Consider the following 16186-nt stretch of genomic DNA (forward strand, 5'->3'; position numbering starts at 1 on the left):
CACGTTTCGTTTCTTCAAAACTGTGGTAACAGGCTGACGGGTGAGAAAACCACCTCGAATTTGCAACCGGTTGGAGGTCGGATGAATGAGAACCAGGCGCTCGGGGTGTCCGATCAATCTCACCTTGGAGACCTTTGGCGATCGCTGGAGTCTTATCATCCTGCGCGACGCGATGTTCGGCGGTCGCCGCCGTAGCTTCCGATCATTTCTGAACGAGAGCACGGAAGGCATAGCGTCCAACATCCTGTCGGATCGCCTGCAGCGCCTCACTGCCAGCGGACTGCTCACACGCGCTGCTGATCCAGGTCACAAACAGAGAATTGTTTACAGCCTCACGGAAAGCGCCATCGAACTGGTGCCTTTGATGGCCTTCATGGGAAGTTGGGGGATTAGGCACGCACTGCCTTCATTTGAGCTCTCACAGCGGGCTCAGGTTTTGGAAGATGGTGGTCCGCAGCTTTGGGACGAGTTTATGGACGAGTTGCGGCACATTCATCTGGGTTTGCCTGCACCGGGTGTTTCCGCACTAGCTAAGATGCAGGCGGCCTATGAGGCCTCCCTTTCCGAGTAAAGCAGCGGCGGCTTTCAGGCGACCCGATTTCATCGTCGAATGACCGAGAAGGGGTCGGCACCGGCCGGGCAGAGAGGCGCCCCATTTCGGTCATTCAACGGATTATTGCATCAACGAGAAAACGGACATGACCTGGATTGTCACCTGATGTGAGAATGCAAAATCAAAAAATCGCAATGGACCAAACTTCAGCATCAGTCACTCCGCAGAAGAGACAAGGCTTCAGGAAAAGAGTGTTGGCGTTCCTCGCCGTGCTATTGGCCCAAGGCGTGCGTACTCGTCATCGGTGAACAAGCGGGAGCGCGTGAGGAACCGCCGCTCGGTGCCATTATCGAGACTGAACATGCCGCCACGACCTGGAATCGCATCGATGATCAACTGGGTATGCTGCCAATATTCGAACTGGCTGGGTGACATGTAGAAGGGAGCGCTGCCGATATCACCCATCTTGACGTCATGGTCGCCGACGATGAATTCGCCTTCAGGATAGCACATCGGCGACGAGCCATCACAACACCCGCCGGACTGATGAAACATAACCGGCCCATGGCGGGCCGTGATGGTGGCGATGAGACTTAAGGCGGCGTCGGTGGCGACGACGCGCGGAACGAGATCAGTCATGGCGGGTTCCTTGCTCGACGATCATTCCAGCGGGAGGTGGCCAGGGAGAGAGTGGGGTTAGGGCTCTTCCCGCCGGAATGATTTCTGGCGCCCGGAGCTCTCCCCGGGCGCCCGCTCAGGGAGGAGCGGCTTAGAAGAAGCCCAGCTTCTTGGGCGAGTAGCTCACCAGCATGTTCTTGGTCTGCTGGTAGTGGTCAAGCATCATGCGGTGGTTTTCGCGTCCGATGCCGCTCTGCTTGTAACCACCAAAGGCGGCATGGGCAGGATAGGCGTGATAGCAATTGGTCCATACGCGCCCCGCCTGGATGCCTCGGCCGAAGCGATAGGCCCGGTTGGCATCACGCGTCCACACGCCGGCGCCCAGGCCATAAAGCGTGTCATTGGCGATCTCGAGGGCTTCGGCATCGGTCTTGAAGGTCGTCACCGAGACCACCGGGCCAAAGATTTCCTCCTGGAAAATGCGCATCTTGTTGTTGCCAGCAAACACCGTCGGCTTGACGTAGTAACCACCCGCCAACTCGCCACCCAGATTGTTGCGCTCGCCGCCAGTCAGCACCGTGGCGCCTTCCTGCCGGCCGATATCGAGATAGGAGAGAATTTTCTCGAGTTGCTCGGACGAGGCCTGGGCCCCGATCATCGTGCTCATCTCGAAGGGAGAACCCTGCTTGATGGCTTCCACCCGCTTGATCGCCCGTTCCATGAAGCGGTCATAGACGCTTTCCTGGATCAGGGCGCGGCTCGGGCAGGTACACACCTCGCCCTGATTGAGCGCGAACATGGCAAAGCCCTCGAGCGCCTTGTCGAAGAAATCATCGTCTTCGGCCAATACGTCGGCAAAGAAGATGTTCGGCGATTTGCCACCAAGTTCCAGCGTCACCGGGATCAGGTTCTGGCTGGCATATTGCATGATCAGCCGGCCCGTCGTGGTCTCGCCGGTAAAGGCGATCTTGGCGATGCGGTTCGAGCTGGCCAGCGGCTTGCCGGCTTCAAGGCCAAAGCCGTTGACGATATTGACCACGCCGGGCGGCAGGATGTCTTCGATCAATTCCATGAGAAAGAGGATTGATGCCGGCGTCTGCTCGGCAGGCTTGAGCACCACGGCATTGCCTGCCGCTAGCGCGGGCGCCAGTTTCCAGACCGCCATCAGGATAGGGAAGTTCCACGGAATGATCTGCCCCACGACGCCGAGGGGCTCGTGGAAATGATAAGCCACCGTGTCATGGTCAAGTTCGGAAATGCCGCCCTCCTGGGCGCGGATGGCACCGGCGAAATAGCGGAAGTGGTCGATCGCCAGCGGAATATCGGCAGCAGTCGTCTCACGAATTGGCTTGCCATTGTCCCAGGTCTCGGCCAGCGCGATCTCGTCGAGATGTTCTTCCATGCGATCGGCAATCTTGTTGAGCATCACCGCGCGCTGCGCCACCGAGGTTTGGCCCCAGCCCGGCGCGGCCTTATGGGCCGCATCCAGCGCCCGCTCGACATCCGCCGCCTTGGAGCGCGCGACTTCGCAAATCACCTGCCCAGTGACTGGCGAGGTGTTCTCGAAGGTCTCGCCGTCGAGCGCGTCCACCCACTGCCCGCCGATATAATTGCCGTATTTCGCCTTGTACGGAGACTTGGTCCGCTGGCCGACGAATTCAGGTTTATTCATGGCATCCTCCCTTGTTCTTGGATGCCACCGTCATTGCAACCGGCGTGCCAGATGATATCAACCTGTTGAATCTGTTAGGGAATTCTTGTGGCACCAAGCAGGGGTGGACGCGGTGCGAATTCGGATGCAACACTTTGCAACAACCAGACGCGATGGCCGATGCAACACCTGTTGCAAACTGCCACAACTGGTAGGGAGAGAGCCATGCAACAGGCGTCCGATGCTGCCTTGGTAGCCGCGCGCGAGCGTTTCTTTTCTGGGCACGATCTACCTGAGGGCCTGGTGCCTGCGCCCATATTGCGGTCCTGGCAGCGCTGCGCACAACAGGGCCTCGATGCCTCGGCGGTCATTCATGCCGAACCGGTCACCGCACCCGAGCTTCGCGCCTTGCATGAGCAGAACGAGACCTTACGCCTCCTCTCGCGCTCTGAACTGGTGTCGCTGCGCACCGAAGCGCGGCTTACCGACAGTGTCGTCATCCTCACCGATGCCAAGGGCCTCGTGCTCGATACCACGGGAAGCCCCGAATTCGCCGGCCGCGCCGCCGAAGTGGCGCTCCGCCCCGGCGTCACCTGGTCCGAAACTGCCACTGGCACCAATGCCATCGGCACGGCTCTCGCCGAACGTCGCGCCATCGAGGTGCATGGGGGAGAACACTTCTTCGAACCACATGGTATCCTGCATTGCGCCGCATCGCCCATTTTCGACCCTTTCGGGAAGCTCGCTGGCGTGCTCGATCTCTCCGGCCATGCCTCGGCTGAGCACACCCATGCCATGGGCCTGGTGCGCCTCGCCGTCGAGCAGATCGAACATCGCTTCTTCGCCCGCGGCTTCGATGACATGACCGTGGTGCGCTTCCACCGTGCCGCTGATCTCCTGGGCACCGCCCGCGAAGGCATTCTGGTCTTTGATGGCGGGCGTTTGATCGCCGGCAATCGTCGCGCGCTCCATCTCGTCGGGCTCGACCGCAAGGCGCTGCGCCAGTCCACCGCCGAGGAAATCTTTGAAACCGCGGCGCTCGCCACACAGCGCGGCGAACTGCGCGCCCGCAATGGCGAGCGCTTCTTTGCCGCCGTGTCCGAGCCGCGCAAGTCGCCGCTGCGCGTCACCGGCACCCTGCCGCGCGTCGCCAAGTCGGGCGAGCCAGCGCCTTTTCTCACTCCCGAAACCCGCGCCGATCTCGCCAAGGCCATCCGCCTGGTCAATGCCGAAATCCCCCTGCTCATCGCTGGGGAAACCGGTGCCGGCAAGGAAGTCTTCGCCCGCTACCTGCATGGCCTCACCCAGCGCGCCGGCAAGCCCTTTGTCGCCATCAACTGTGCTGCACTGCCCGAGAGCCTGATCGAATCCGAACTCTTCGGCTACCAGCCCGGCGCCTTCACCGGCGCCCGCAAGCAGGGCGCCATTGGCCTGGTGCAACAAGCCGAGGGCGGCATTCTCTTCCTCGATGAAATCGGCGACATGCCGCTCTTGCTGCAGTCGCGCCTCCTGCGCGTCTTGCAGGACAAGGAAGTCGTGCCACTGGGCGGCGGCACCGCGCAGAAGGCTGATTTCGTGCCCGTTTGCGCCACCAATCGCGATCTCAAGGCCATGGTCGAGGCAGGCACCTTCCGCGCCGATCTCTACTACCGCATCGCCCAGTTCACCATCCGCCTGCCGGCCCTGTGTGATTTCCCCGATCGCGCCACTGTCGTCTCGAGCCTCTGGTCCCAGCTCGCGACGGGCCATCCGCCGCTGCCCGCCCCGGTGCTTGCCCGCCTCGCCGCCCAGCCATGGCCAGGCAATTTCCGCGAACTGACCGGGACGCTGCGCGCCCTATCAGCGCTGTGTGAACCAGAACAGCCCATCACTTTGGCCGATCTACCCCAGTTCACCGAACAGGTCACCGCGGCACCTCTGCTGTTCCAGAACGATTTGGGCAGTCTCACCGAAGCCGCAATGCGTCGCGCGGTGGACCAGAATAACGGCAATCTTTCCGCCGCTGCGCGCGCTCTCGGCATCGACCGCTCGACCCTCTACCGACGGCTGGTCTGGAAATAGTTGGAAGAGGCTGATTGAACAGCTGCGTTGGCTCGTGGCTTTGCCAGTATGGGCGCCGCAGTAGACCCGTATTGGCTTTCATTTGACACTCATGAGTGACAACGCGAGGGCCAGCGAATGGCAGTTAATCCACTAGGTCTGCCCGAAAGCCGACAGGCTACAAACGGCCCCATTTTGGTCATTGGCCAAGCTTGACCGAAGGGCAGGGCAGGGCCGTAGAACTAACCCGCTGCGCGGTAGGGTGCGCGCGGTGAGATTCTGGTAAGGTATTGGTCGTCATGGCTTGGTTGAGGATCGCCTGGTTCAGGCGTCGGGCCCATCTGCTCTGACGCCGATTGCGCAGTTCAGGCTAAGACGAAGGAGCGGCCTATGCTCCCGCCCAACGCTGGGGTGAAGTTTATGATCAGTGAAGCTGCGAACGGATCGGTTGGCGCCGCAACATCAGGGTAAAACTGGTCGGGGCGCCGCACACTAAATTCAAGAGTTGGTTTTACGGCTGTGGCGGTGTCCAGACGTTCCCTACGAGAATGACAACAACGTGCCCTACAAATAGCCCTACAAATTGCCCTACAAAATGTCCGAATTGCACCTGAATGTCTGAGTAAAGGATTGATGTATATAGACATTGCTTGCGGGATGGATTCCCGCTACCCGCTCCATTCTCCTCCACATCGATGTTAGCTATGCCGCTGGTCTTGCGGGTGTGTTGACGGTGCGGCTCGGCATTGCCTTTGCTCTCCAGCGGAACGCGTCGGCAAAATTGCCCATAAGGAGCTGAGGGACCGCGACGCCACCTGGGCGAAGCAAACTTTACCAATCACTTCCAGGTCTTGGGGCATGGTATCCGCGGGTTCGGTAGTCTGGCGTCCGTCCTGCATTTGGCAGCGTTGCGCACCAGCAAAGCGCAGCTCAAGCGCCGCAATCGAGCAGCCGGTCAAATCAGCGGTGAGAAAATCTCAGGTCGAGCCGATGGATTTGTCGGTTGGCAAAGCCGCGCTTCCGTTCAACCATCCTGTCATATTCCCGCGGCCATCCGAGGCCGGTCATGTCAGGAGATCATCGCGTGACCCAGATTGGCGTCTTCCTTCCGATTGGCAGCCGTGGCTGGCTTATCTCGACCACCTCGCCGAAGACCTATCCCACATTCGACCTCAACAAGACCGTCGTCCAGCGCGCGGAGCACTACGGGCTGGATTTCGCCCTCGCGATGATCAAGCTGCGCGGCTACAACGGGCCGAGCGAATACTGGGTGCACAACCTGGAGAGCTTTACGCTCATGGCCGGCCTGGCCGCGGTGACCAAGAAGATCAAGCTCTTTGCCTCGGTTGCCATGTTGACCATGCCGCCGGCTCTTGTCGCCCGCATGGTGTCCACCATCGACTCGATCGCGCCCGGGCGCATCGGGGTCAACATGGTCACCGGCTGGCAGCCCAAGGAATACCAGCAAATGGGCCTTGAGCTGACGCCAGAGCATTTTGCCCGGCGCTATGACTATGCGTCTGAATATGTGCAGATCATGAAAGAGCTCTGGGAGACCGGCACCTCCGACTTCAAGGGTGACTTCTTTCAGTATGATGACTGCAAGCTATCCCCCCGTCCAAGCGCGCCGATCCAGATTGTCGGAGCAGGCCAGTCGCCAGCCGGCATGGACTTTGTCGCCAGATATGGTGACTACAATTTCGTGGTTGCCGGCGGATTGAACCAGACGGATGGCTGCCGCGATGTCGCCGGGCGCGTTGCCGAGGCAGCGTCGCGCCATGGGCGCGGCACCGGCGCATTCCAGTTGGTCATGGTCATTGCCGACCGCACCGACGAAATGGCCTTCGCCAAGTGGGAACACTACAAGCAGGGCACCGATGTCGAGGCTCTGGAATGGCAGGCAGGCCAAGCAGGAGCTGACACCAAGGCCAATGCCAATTCGACCGCTGCGCTCCTCAAGAAAGGCGTCGAGAACCCCGAGCCGACCGGGATGACCAAGATCATCGGCTCCTACGAAAACGTGGCCCGAATGCTTGACGAGATCGGCACCACGCCGGGCATCAAGGGCATCATGCTCACATTCGATGACTTCGTTACCGGCATCGAGCAGTTCGGCGAGCACATCCAGCCGCTGATGAAGACGCGCAATGCCGCTCTCAAGGCCGACCAGGCCGCCGCCTGAGCAATTCGGGGCGTGCGCCGCACGTCCCGTCCCCCTGGTTTCGTCGGAGAATGGCAATGGTCCAGATCGGTGTCTTCATTCCCATCGGCAGTCGCGGCTGGCTGCGCTCCACCACATCGCCGCGCCTCGATCCCACCTTCGATCTCAACCGGGCTATCGTGCAGCGCGCCGAACATTATGGGCTCGATTTTGTGCTGGCCATGGTCAAGCTGCGCGGCTTTGACGGTCCGTCTGAATTCTGGCAGCACAATCTCGAGCCCTTCACGCTGATGGCCGGGCTCGCAGCCGTCACCCAGCGCATCAAGCTTTATGCCTCGATTGCGCTTCTGACCCTGCCGCCGCCGCTGGCGGCCCGCATGACAGCGACCATCGATTCCATCGCGCCGGGGCGTTTCGGGGTCAATATCGTCACCGGCTGGCAGCCCAAGGAATACCAGCAGATGGGTCTCTGGCCCGGCGACGAGCATTTCGGGAACCGCTACGACTACGCCACCGAATATGTGCGGGTGATGAAGGAGCTGTGGGAGACCGGGACCTCGGATTTCAAGGGCCGCTACTTCCAGATGGATGACTGCAAGCTCTCTCCCCGGCCTTCCGCCCATATCGACATCGTTGCGGCCGGCACGTCCGATCGCGGCATGGAGTTCGTCGCCGAGCATTGCGACTATAATTTCGTGTCATCGGGTGGCGGCATCAACGAGGCGGACAAGGCCGGGGAGAATGTCGCCCGCCTCGCCGGCTTTGCCGAAAAGACCGGCCGCAAGGTATCCGCCTATACCGGCTGCATGGTCATTGCCGACCGCACCGATGAACTGGCCTGGGCCAAATGGGAGCATTACCGCTCGGGTACGGACCTTGAGGCCATTGAATGGGCCCACGGCCAGTCCAGCGCCGACAAGAGTGCCTCCAGCGACTCCACGGCGGGCCGCATGGCGGCCAACACGCTGGCCATGCTCAAAAATCCGCAGCTCGCCGAGCCTCACGGCGGCTTGCGGCTGATCGGGTCCTACGAAAACGTTGCGCGCATGCTGGACATCATCGCGTCCACCCCCGGCCTGGGCGGCATCATGCTTACCTTCGACGATTTCATCACCGGTATCGAGCAGTTCGGCCAGTACATCCAGCCTCGGATGAAGAGCCGATCCAAACTCACCGCCGCCAACCAGAACGCCGCCTAACCCGCGCCACCGACTAGGAGAATTAGAATGGTCAAACTGGGTGTCTTTATTCCAATTGGCAGCCGCGGCTGGCTGATTTCCACCACTGCGCCGGAAACCTACCCGACCTTCGATCTCAACAAGACTGTGGTGCAGCGCGCCGAACATTATGGCATCGACTTCGCGCTCGCCATGATCAAGCTGCGCGGCTTCAACGGCCCGTCCGAATACTGGCAGCATAATCTCGAGGCCTTCACCTTGATGGCGGGCATTGCTGCGGTCACCAGCAAGATCAAGCTTTACGCCTCGATCGCGCTTCTGACCCTGCCGCCGCCACTGGCCGCCCGCATGGCCTCGACCATCGACTCCATTGCCCCTGGGCGCTTCGGCGTCAACATCGTCACCGGCTGGCAACCCAAGGAATACCAGCAGATGGGTCTCTGGCCCGGCGACGAGCATTTCCGCCGCCGCTACGAATATGCGGGTGAATATGTGCAGGTGATGAAGGAGCTCTGGGAGACCGGTACGTCCAACTTCAAGGGCGAGTATTTCCAGATGGACGATTGCAAGCTCTCGCCCCGCCCATCTGCCCATATCGATATTGTTGCGGCCGGCGCGTCCGATCGCGGCATGCAATTTGTCGGCGAGCATTGCGACTATAATTTTATCGGCGCCGGAGCGGGGATCAACAACACCGCCAATGCCGGTGACAATGCCAAGCGCCTGCTTGCCGTGACCGAGCCCTATGGCCGCAAGGTGGGTGCCTATACCCTCCTGATGATCATTGCCGACCGCACCGACGAAATGGCCTTTGCCAAGTGGGAACACTACAAGCAAGGCACCGATCTGGAAGCCATTGCCTGGTCGCGCGATCAATCGAGCGCCGACAAGAATGCCGCTGCCAATTCGACGGCCGGTGGCATGGCCCGCCGCGCCCAGGAGATGCTTAGCGATCCGTCCAAGGCCGAGCCGACCGGCATGCTCAAGCTCATCGGCTCCTATCAGAACGTCGCCCGCATGCTCGACGAAATCGCCGTCCAGCCGGGCATTGAGGGCATCATGATGACATTTGATGACTTCGTCATCGGGATCGAGCAGTTCGGCCAATATATCCAGCCGCTGATGAAGACCCGCAATATCGAGCTGGCGCGTTCCGGTTCGTCCAGCCAGGCCGCATAAGGATAACTCGATGACCAAGATTGGTGTCTTCATCCCCATCGGCAGCCGTGGCTGGTTCATGTCCACCACCTCGCCAGAGACCTATCCCACATTCGACCTCAACAAGACGGTGGTGCAGCGGGCCGAGCATTACGGGCTCGATTTCGCCCTCGCGATGATCAAGCTGCGCGGCTACAACGGTCCCTCGGAGTTCTGGCAGCACAATCTGGAAGCCTTCACGCTGATGGCTGGCATTGCCGCCGTGACGCAGAAGATCAAGCTCTATGCCTCGATTGCCCTTCTCACGCTGCCCCCGGCTCTCGCGGCCCGCATGGCCTCGACCATCGACTCCATCGCGCCCGGTCGGTTCGGCGTCAACATCGTCACCGGCTGGCAGCCCAAGGAATACCAGCAGATGGGCCTCTGGCCCGGCGATGCGCATTTCAGGAACCGCTACGGCTATGCCACCGAATATGTGAAGGTGATGAAGGAGCTCTGGGAGAGCGGCACGTCCAATTTCCAGGGCGAGTATTTCCAGATGGACGACTGCAAGCTTTCGCCGCGCCCCTCATCGCATATCGACATCGTCGCCGCCGGCAGCTCGGATCGCGGCATGCAATTTGTGGCGGAAGAGTGCGACTACAATTTTGTCGGCGCCGGCGGCAAGATCAACGAACCGCATCTGGGCGGCGAAAACGCGCAGCGTCTGATCAGTGCCGCAGAAAAGACCGGCCGCAAGGTGGGGGCCTACACGCTCATCACCATCATTGCCGATCGCACCGACGAGATGGCCTTTGCCAAGTGGGAACACTACAACAATGGCGTTGACCTGGAAGCCATCGAATGGATGGGGCAGCAATCGGGCGCCGACAAGTTCTCGGCCTCAACCTCCACGGCCGCCCGCATGGCTGCCGGAGCCGCCCAGATCGTCAAGGATCCCAGCCAGGCCAAGTCCAATGGCGGGCCCAAGCTGATCGGGTCGTATGAGAACGTCGCCCGCATGCTCGATGTTCTCGCCGAACAGCCGGGTATCGATGGCATCATGCTGATCTTTGATGACTTCATCACCGGCATCGAGCAATTCGGCCAATACATCCAGCCGCTGATGAAATCGCGCAATGGCGCCCTGGCAAGAAGCGCTGCGGCCTGAACGCTCGGGCGCCTGCAACTGAGGCGCCCGCATCACCTGCCGCCAAGGAGTTACAAGATTATGTCCGACACGCTCACCGCCGAACGATTGATCGACGTCCGCACCTTCTGGCAGGCCGTAGGGTTACGCGCCGTAGGTACCGCCATCGTGACCGCACAGGCCGGTGATGGCCCGCGCGGCTTTCTCGCCCTTTCGGCAACGCATCTCTGCGCCGATCCGCCGATGATGATGGTTTCGGTCGACAAGAAGACCTCGGCGTTCCAGACGATGGTGGATGGCGGGCACTTCGCGATCAACTATCTCTCCACTGCCCAGGCCGACCTTGCTGGCCCATTTGGCGGCAAGGGGGATCTCAAGGGGGCTGATCGCTTTCAGCTTGGCTCCTGGACGACGCTGGCAACCGGCGCTCCGGTGCTTGAGGGCGCGGCCGGTGTGATCGATTGCCAGATCGAGGAGGTCATCGAGCGTTTCGGCACGGCCATCGTCATCGGCCGGGTGATGGATTTCGACGCCACGCCGGACGCCGCGCCGCTGGTCTCCTACAAGGGCAAGACCCTGTGACCCAACGCCGTTCCGCACTCCTGGTGATGGATTTCCAGCACGACATCGTCGCCAGTTTCCCCGCCGCCGAAGCCATTGCCAATACCCGGAAGGTGCTCGACGCCGCCCGCGGCGCCGGCATTCCGGTCGCCTATGTCGTGGTTGGCTTCCGGCCAGGTCATCCTGAAGTCTCGGCCAACAACAAGGGTTTTGCTGCCGCTAAGGCCGCCGGGCGGCTGGTCGAGCCGAGCGTTATCGAAGAACTGGCCCCCATTCCGGGCGAACCCGTCGTCGTCAAGCGCAGGGTTGGCCCGCTTTATGGCACGGACCTGCCGGTGATCCTCAGCGCCTTCGGGGCCAACCACCTGATCCTGACCGGCGTTTCAACCAGCGGCGTCATCCTGTCGACGACGCGACTGGCCGCCGATATGGATTTTGCCATCACGATCCTGGCTGATTGTATCGCCGACAATGATGCGCAAGTGCACGAATTCCTGCTCAACAAGATCCTTTCCCGGCAGGCTGAGATCACCGATTCCGTCGGTTTCATTGCAAGTCTGTGATCCTGCGCTCACTCGGCCGCCATGGCGCCGCGAACGGCAAACAGGCTGCTGACCAGACCCGCCGCAGCGATGGCCCTGCGGTCCTCATAGCGCCGCGTCGTCACCGATATGCCTACCGGCAGTCCGGTCGGTCCTGTGAGCCCTGGCACATTGACCACCGGCACATGCAGCAGCGTCCAGATCGAATTGAACGAGGCGTCGCCCGTTGAATCAAGCCCAAACGGCGCCTCACCGGCTGCGCTCGGGGTGATGACGAAATCATAGGCGGCAGCAATATCTTCCCAGAGCGCGCGGCACAGGTCAGCATGACGATAGGCCTGGCGCACCTGCCCGGGCGATGTGCCGGCCCGGTTCTCCACGGTGGCCTTGAAGTCATCGTGAAGAGATGGCGTGGTCCGGTATTCATTGAGGAAGGAAGCGCGCCCCTCGCGCCGCGCAATGAACCGATGGGACTGATGCAAGGTGTCGAACTCTGCGGGCATGACAATATCGCAGACCGTCACGCCGGCATTCCGCAGAAGTGAAGCAGTTTCTTGCATGGCTGTCTGCGTCGCCTCGCCAGCTTTGTCCCAAAGCGGCGTTCGGCAAATGCCCACTTTCAGTCCGGCGAGCGACTGGGGCAGGGTGCCTGTCGCTGCATCGATGTCGTAGACATCGGCCAACAGGGCGAGATCGGCGGCGCTCCGGGCATAGATCCCGAGCGTATCAAGTGTTGTCGAGCTCATCTTGAGGCCCTCCCGGCTGATCGCGCCCCAGGTCGGTTTCCACCCGAAGACGCCGCAGAAGCTGGCCGGGCGGATCGTTGAACCGCCCGTTTGGGTGCCCAGGGCCAGGGTCATCTGGTTGTCGGCTACTCCGGCGGCAGAGCCGCTCGATGAGCCTCCCGGCGTGTGCTGCGGCCGGCGCGGATTGCGCGTGGCGCCGCCGCGCAGCGTGGCGGCAAACTCTGTGGTCACGGTTTTCCCAACTATCAGCGCCCCTGCGGCGCGCAGCGTATCCACACAGGCTGCATCGATACGCGTGTGGCTATTGGCGTAACGTGGGGAGTTGTGGGTCGTTGGCATGTCGAATGTATGGATCACATCCTTGATGCCAATCGGCACACCATGCAGCGGCCCCTTTCTCGGAACGGCATCGAGAAGCTTGGCCCGATCCCGAACCAGATCGGCGTCGAAATAGGCAAAGGCCTGTATTTCGGGCTGTCGTTGCTCGATACGGCGGATGACGGCTTCGGCGATATCCACCACCCTGATCGTGCCGGTTCTGACACCGGCCGCCAGGGTGGAAGCGTCAAGATCGTTCAGCTCTGACATGGCGATTGCCCTTAGTAGGTCTTGAAAATGCGTATGATCTCGCTGCGTTTGCGGCTGCGGGTCAGTGCCAGCGCCAGCAGGATGCGGGCCTTTTGCGGATTGAGATTGTCAGCCGGGACGAATCCCAGCCCGGCCAGCCGGTCGCTGTCATGCACCATGCCGGAGCCGGCCCGGGTGCATTGCACCACGGCAACACCCGACTTGGCGGCGCGCTCCAGGGCCGCCATCTGGCCAGGAGGCGCCATGCCGGGCGCAAATCCGGCGGAGACTATTCCCTGCGCACCAGCGGCCACGAAAGCGTCGACGTCGGCCCCATCGGCTCCGGCATAGGCGTAGCAGATGTCCACGCGGGGCAGGGCTTCGATCCGGTTGGGGTCGAACTCGGTTTCTGGCGCGGTGACGCGTTCTGTCCGGCGGTAGTAGCTGACGATGGGACCATCGACATATCCGAGCATGCCGAAGTCATGTGCCTTGAACGTCTGCAACCGGTAAGTGGCGGTCTTGGTCACATCGCGGGCAGGGTGGATCTCGTCATTGAGCAGCACCAGCACGCCCCGGCCCCGCGATCTTTCGTCCGCAGCAACCCGTACAGCGCCGACCAGATTCGAGGCGGCATCAGAGGCAAGGCCGCTTAGTGGCCGCTGCGAGCCAACCATAACCACCGGAATGTTGACCTTAACCAGCATGTCGAGGGCGAATGCCGTCTCCTCAAGGGTTGCCGTACCATGGCCAATGACGATACCCGCCAGATCCGGGTGGTCTCCGACCAGAGTGGCGCACTGCAGGGCCAGTGCCTTCCATTCAGCAAATCCAATGCTGGGACTGGGCACATTGGCGAAAGCCACAGGGAAGACTTCGGCTACATCCATCACCTGCGGTACGGCTGCCAGGATGTCTCCGGCGGGAAGCATCGTCTTATGGGCGCCGTAGTGAATGATATCGAGCGGACCCACTCCCAGGGAGGATATGGTTCCACCGGTTCCGATGAAGGCGATCTTGCGCATGGTCACCACACTTGTTTTGCGATGACATGAGGCTAGTGCCTGGCCCGGTGTGGCGGCATCCCAATTATTCTCACCGCGGCCGATGAGAAATGGTCAATTGGATCACAAGGGAGTCGTGCCGATAGTCAGTACATGATTGTCACCCCGGTTTTGGGTGGCAGGAAAGGAAGCTGAGGCAATGACTCCCGACGACTTCAAACTTGGCATGCGCCGTCTGGCGGCCGGCGTTTCCCTGATCACCACCACCAATCGGGGCGTTCGGCATGGCCTGGTGGCCACCGCCGTCAACTCTGTCACCGCTGATCCACCAACGCTTCTGGTCTGCATCAACAAGAATGCATCCGCGCATGACCATGTTGCCGAGGCAGGGCTGCTCTGCGTCAATGTCTTGTCAGACGAGCATGAAGCGGTTGCCGGACGTTTTTCCAGCGCGCTGAACCGCGAGCAACGCTTTGACCATGACGAATGGCGAGCCATTGCAACAGGGGCTCCAGCCCTGGTCAACTGCCTTGTCAGTTTCGACTGCGAAGTGCGTCAGCAGGTGCATTACGGATCGCACTCTATCTTCCTGGCAGAAATCGTAGGGTTGGAAGTGTGGTGCGAAGCCATAAGCCCGCTTCTCTATCTTGACGGCAAGTATCGCTACCTTGGTGAGCCTCAGAGCTCGCTCTTATACGCAACGGCATAACTATCTCTGCTAATCAATATTGCACGCGTGGCCGGGGCCCGAGGGGTCCCGGCCATGCTTGTTTGACCGAGTGCACTGCACCAATTTGCAGGGCTCCATTGCGCCGAGCGCACATCAAATCAAACTCTTGGGTCCCTATGAGTTAATCTCATTTGTCCCTGCTTTGGCTTCAATCAATCCTGCTGACAGAACACGAGCCGGGCCCCGGCCAGCGTCACAGGAGAAGGCAAATGAGCGAGAACAAATCCAAGGGACTTTCCCGCCGCAGTTTTATCAAGGGTGCAGCCGCCACCGCCGGCGCCGCCATGGGCTCGGGGGCCATTACCGGCTTCCCCACGATCTGGGCCCAGGCAAGCAAGGATATCACCATCACCCATGTTGGCTCGATCTACACGACCAACCCGACGGTTGCCGAGCAGGCGAACAAGGATCTGGGTTTCACCATCCAGATGCAGACCCTGGACAATACCACGCTCATCAACCGCCTGCTGACCCAGCCGGAAACAGTGGACGTGGCCGACTTCGGCAACACCTCCATGGGCTACTTCAAGAACAAGGGGATCCTGATGCCGATCCCGGTCAGCGAGTACAAGTACTGGGACCAGACGGTGCCGCTCTTCACCCAGGGTACCTACCCGGATGGCAATCCCTATTCCATGCAGGGTTATGCGCCGATCAAGTCGCAGTTCTGGGTCGATCAGTCTGCCCAGGAATATTCGCTCACCCCCACCGATTGGCTGGTTGGTATCCCGGTGATGTACAATGCGGACACTCTGGGCGTGCGGCCCGACCTCGTACCGCGTCCGGTAACCAGCTGGAAGGAGCTGTTCAGCTCGGATTTCGCCGGCAAGGTCGCGTTGCAGGACGGTGTGGGCGTGGGCGTGCCCGATGCAGCGGTCGCTCTGGAAGCCGCCGGTCTGATGACCTATGGCGACAAGGGCAATATGACCCGCGAGGAAATCGACAAGACCATCGAAATCCTCATCGTCATGAAGCGCGACGGTCATTTCCGTTCCTTCTGGACGAATTTCGACCAGTCGGTGCAGTTGATGGCATCTGGCGAAGTGGTGCTGCAATCCATGTTCGCCCCGGCCGTGACCGAAGTGCGCACCCGCGGCATCAACTGCCAGTACCTGCCACTCGAGGAAGGCTCGCGCGGCTGGTACATTTTCCAGTCCGCAATGGCGCATCTGGATGGCGGCGACAAGCTGCGCCGTGACTGCGTCATGGAATATATGAACTGGTGCAACTCGGGCTTTAACGGTGTCTATTTCTCGCGCCAGGGCTTCTATTCGTCCGTCCCGGACGTGATCAAGCCGCTGATGACCGAGAACGACTTCGGTTACTGGTACGAAGGCAAGCCCGCCACCGCCGAGATCATCGACCCCTTCGGCAAGGTCATGGAGCAGGCCGGCGCTGTGCGCGATGGCGGTTCGCTCTGGGATCGCATGGGCAATGTGGGCATCTGGAACACTCTGATGGACGAGGATCGCTACCTCGTGCGCCGCTGGCAGGACTTCATGGCCGCCTGATCCCCGTTATCGGTCCCGGGGATGCCCGGGACCACGC

14 protein-coding genes are annotated in these 16186 nt (G+C 61.0%); 10 read left to right on the top strand and 4 right to left on the bottom strand.

Annotated elements, in window-relative coordinates:
• Positions 1-85 precede the first annotated feature (85 nt).
• Positions 86-571, top strand: a complete 486-nt coding sequence (locus DDE76_RS04960) for a winged helix-turn-helix transcriptional regulator (protein WP_104894140.1) — start codon at positions 86-88, stop codon at positions 569-571.
• Positions 572-793: 222 nt separating this feature from the next.
• Here DDE76_RS04960 and DDE76_RS04965 read toward each other — a convergent pair whose 3' ends face one another.
• A complete protein-coding gene (locus DDE76_RS04965; RefSeq protein WP_090597856.1) occupies positions 794-1192 on the bottom strand; it encodes a DUF779 domain-containing protein in 399 nt (132 codons plus the stop codon).
• 130 nt (positions 1193-1322) lie between these two features.
• Positions 1323-2843 carry an aldehyde dehydrogenase gene (gene adh / locus DDE76_RS04970; protein ID WP_090597854.1) on the bottom strand — a complete coding sequence of 507 codons (1521 nt, stop codon included), beginning with the start codon at positions 2841-2843 and terminating at the stop codon, positions 1323-1325.
• Positions 2844-3047: 204 nt separating this feature from the next.
• On the opposite strand from adh, the gene DDE76_RS04975 reads away from it, so the two are divergent.
• The 7 genes from DDE76_RS04975 (at position 3048) to DDE76_RS05005 (ending at position 11612) form a co-directional block, all read left to right on the top strand.
• Positions 3048-4883, top strand: a complete 1836-nt coding sequence (locus DDE76_RS04975; protein WP_104894141.1) for a sigma-54-dependent Fis family transcriptional regulator — start codon at positions 3048-3050, stop codon at positions 4881-4883.
• 1045 nt (positions 4884-5928) lie between these two features.
• A complete protein-coding gene (gene rutA, locus DDE76_RS04980; protein ID WP_198650844.1) occupies positions 5929-7044 on the top strand; it encodes a pyrimidine utilization protein A in 1116 nt (371 codons plus the stop codon).
• Between the two features lie 56 nt (positions 7045-7100).
• Positions 7101-8222: a pyrimidine utilization protein A gene (rutA, locus tag DDE76_RS04985; RefSeq protein ID WP_104894142.1), complete on the top strand. Its 1122-nt coding sequence runs from the start codon at positions 7101-7103 to the stop codon at positions 8220-8222.
• Positions 8223-8249: 27 nt separating this feature from the next.
• Positions 8250-9380, top strand: a complete 1131-nt coding sequence (rutA, locus tag DDE76_RS04990; protein ID WP_104894143.1) for a pyrimidine utilization protein A — start codon at positions 8250-8252, stop codon at positions 9378-9380.
• 10 nt (positions 9381-9390) lie between these two features.
• Entirely contained in the window at positions 9391-10509 is a 1119-nt protein-coding gene (gene rutA, locus DDE76_RS04995; protein WP_104894144.1) for a pyrimidine utilization protein A, read from the top strand.
• Positions 10510-10569: 60 nt separating this feature from the next.
• On the top strand, positions 10570-11070 hold the full coding sequence (locus DDE76_RS05000; RefSeq protein WP_104894145.1) for a flavin reductase family protein: 501 nt from the start codon (positions 10570-10572) through the stop codon (positions 11068-11070).
• The gene (locus DDE76_RS05005) at positions 11067-11612 is read left to right on the top strand and encodes a cysteine hydrolase family protein (RefSeq protein WP_198650845.1); all 546 of its coding nucleotides are present in this window, start codon (positions 11067-11069) and stop codon (positions 11610-11612) included. Before DDE76_RS05000 ends, DDE76_RS05005 begins: the two co-directional genes overlap by 4 nt.
• A gap of 8 nt (positions 11613-11620) precedes the next feature.
• Here the strand turns inward: DDE76_RS05005 and DDE76_RS05010 are convergent, their stop codons facing one another.
• A complete protein-coding gene (locus tag DDE76_RS05010; protein ID WP_104894147.1) occupies positions 11621-12925 on the bottom strand; it encodes an amidase in 1305 nt (434 codons plus the stop codon).
• A gap of 11 nt (positions 12926-12936) precedes the next feature.
• The gene (locus DDE76_RS05015) at positions 12937-13929 is read right to left on the bottom strand and encodes an asparaginase (protein WP_104895013.1); all 993 of its coding nucleotides are present in this window, start codon (positions 13927-13929) and stop codon (positions 12937-12939) included.
• Positions 13930-14107: 178 nt separating this feature from the next.
• On the opposite strand from DDE76_RS05015, the gene DDE76_RS05020 reads away from it, so the two are divergent.
• Together DDE76_RS05020 and DDE76_RS05025 are read left to right on the top strand one after the other, a co-directional pair.
• Positions 14108-14617, top strand: coding sequence for a flavin reductase family protein (locus DDE76_RS05020; protein WP_104894148.1), 510 nt, complete (start codon positions 14108-14110; stop codon positions 14615-14617).
• A 230-nt stretch (positions 14618-14847) separates the two neighbouring features.
• Positions 14848-16149 (top strand): ABC transporter substrate-binding protein, encoded by a 1302-nt coding sequence (locus DDE76_RS05025; protein ID WP_104894149.1) that lies wholly within the window; start codon positions 14848-14850, stop codon positions 16147-16149.
• The last annotated feature ends 37 nt before the right edge of the window (positions 16150-16186 follow it).

Source organism: Devosia indica (genome assembly GCF_003056405.1).
GTDB lineage: Bacteria > Pseudomonadota > Alphaproteobacteria > Rhizobiales > Devosiaceae > Devosia > Devosia indica.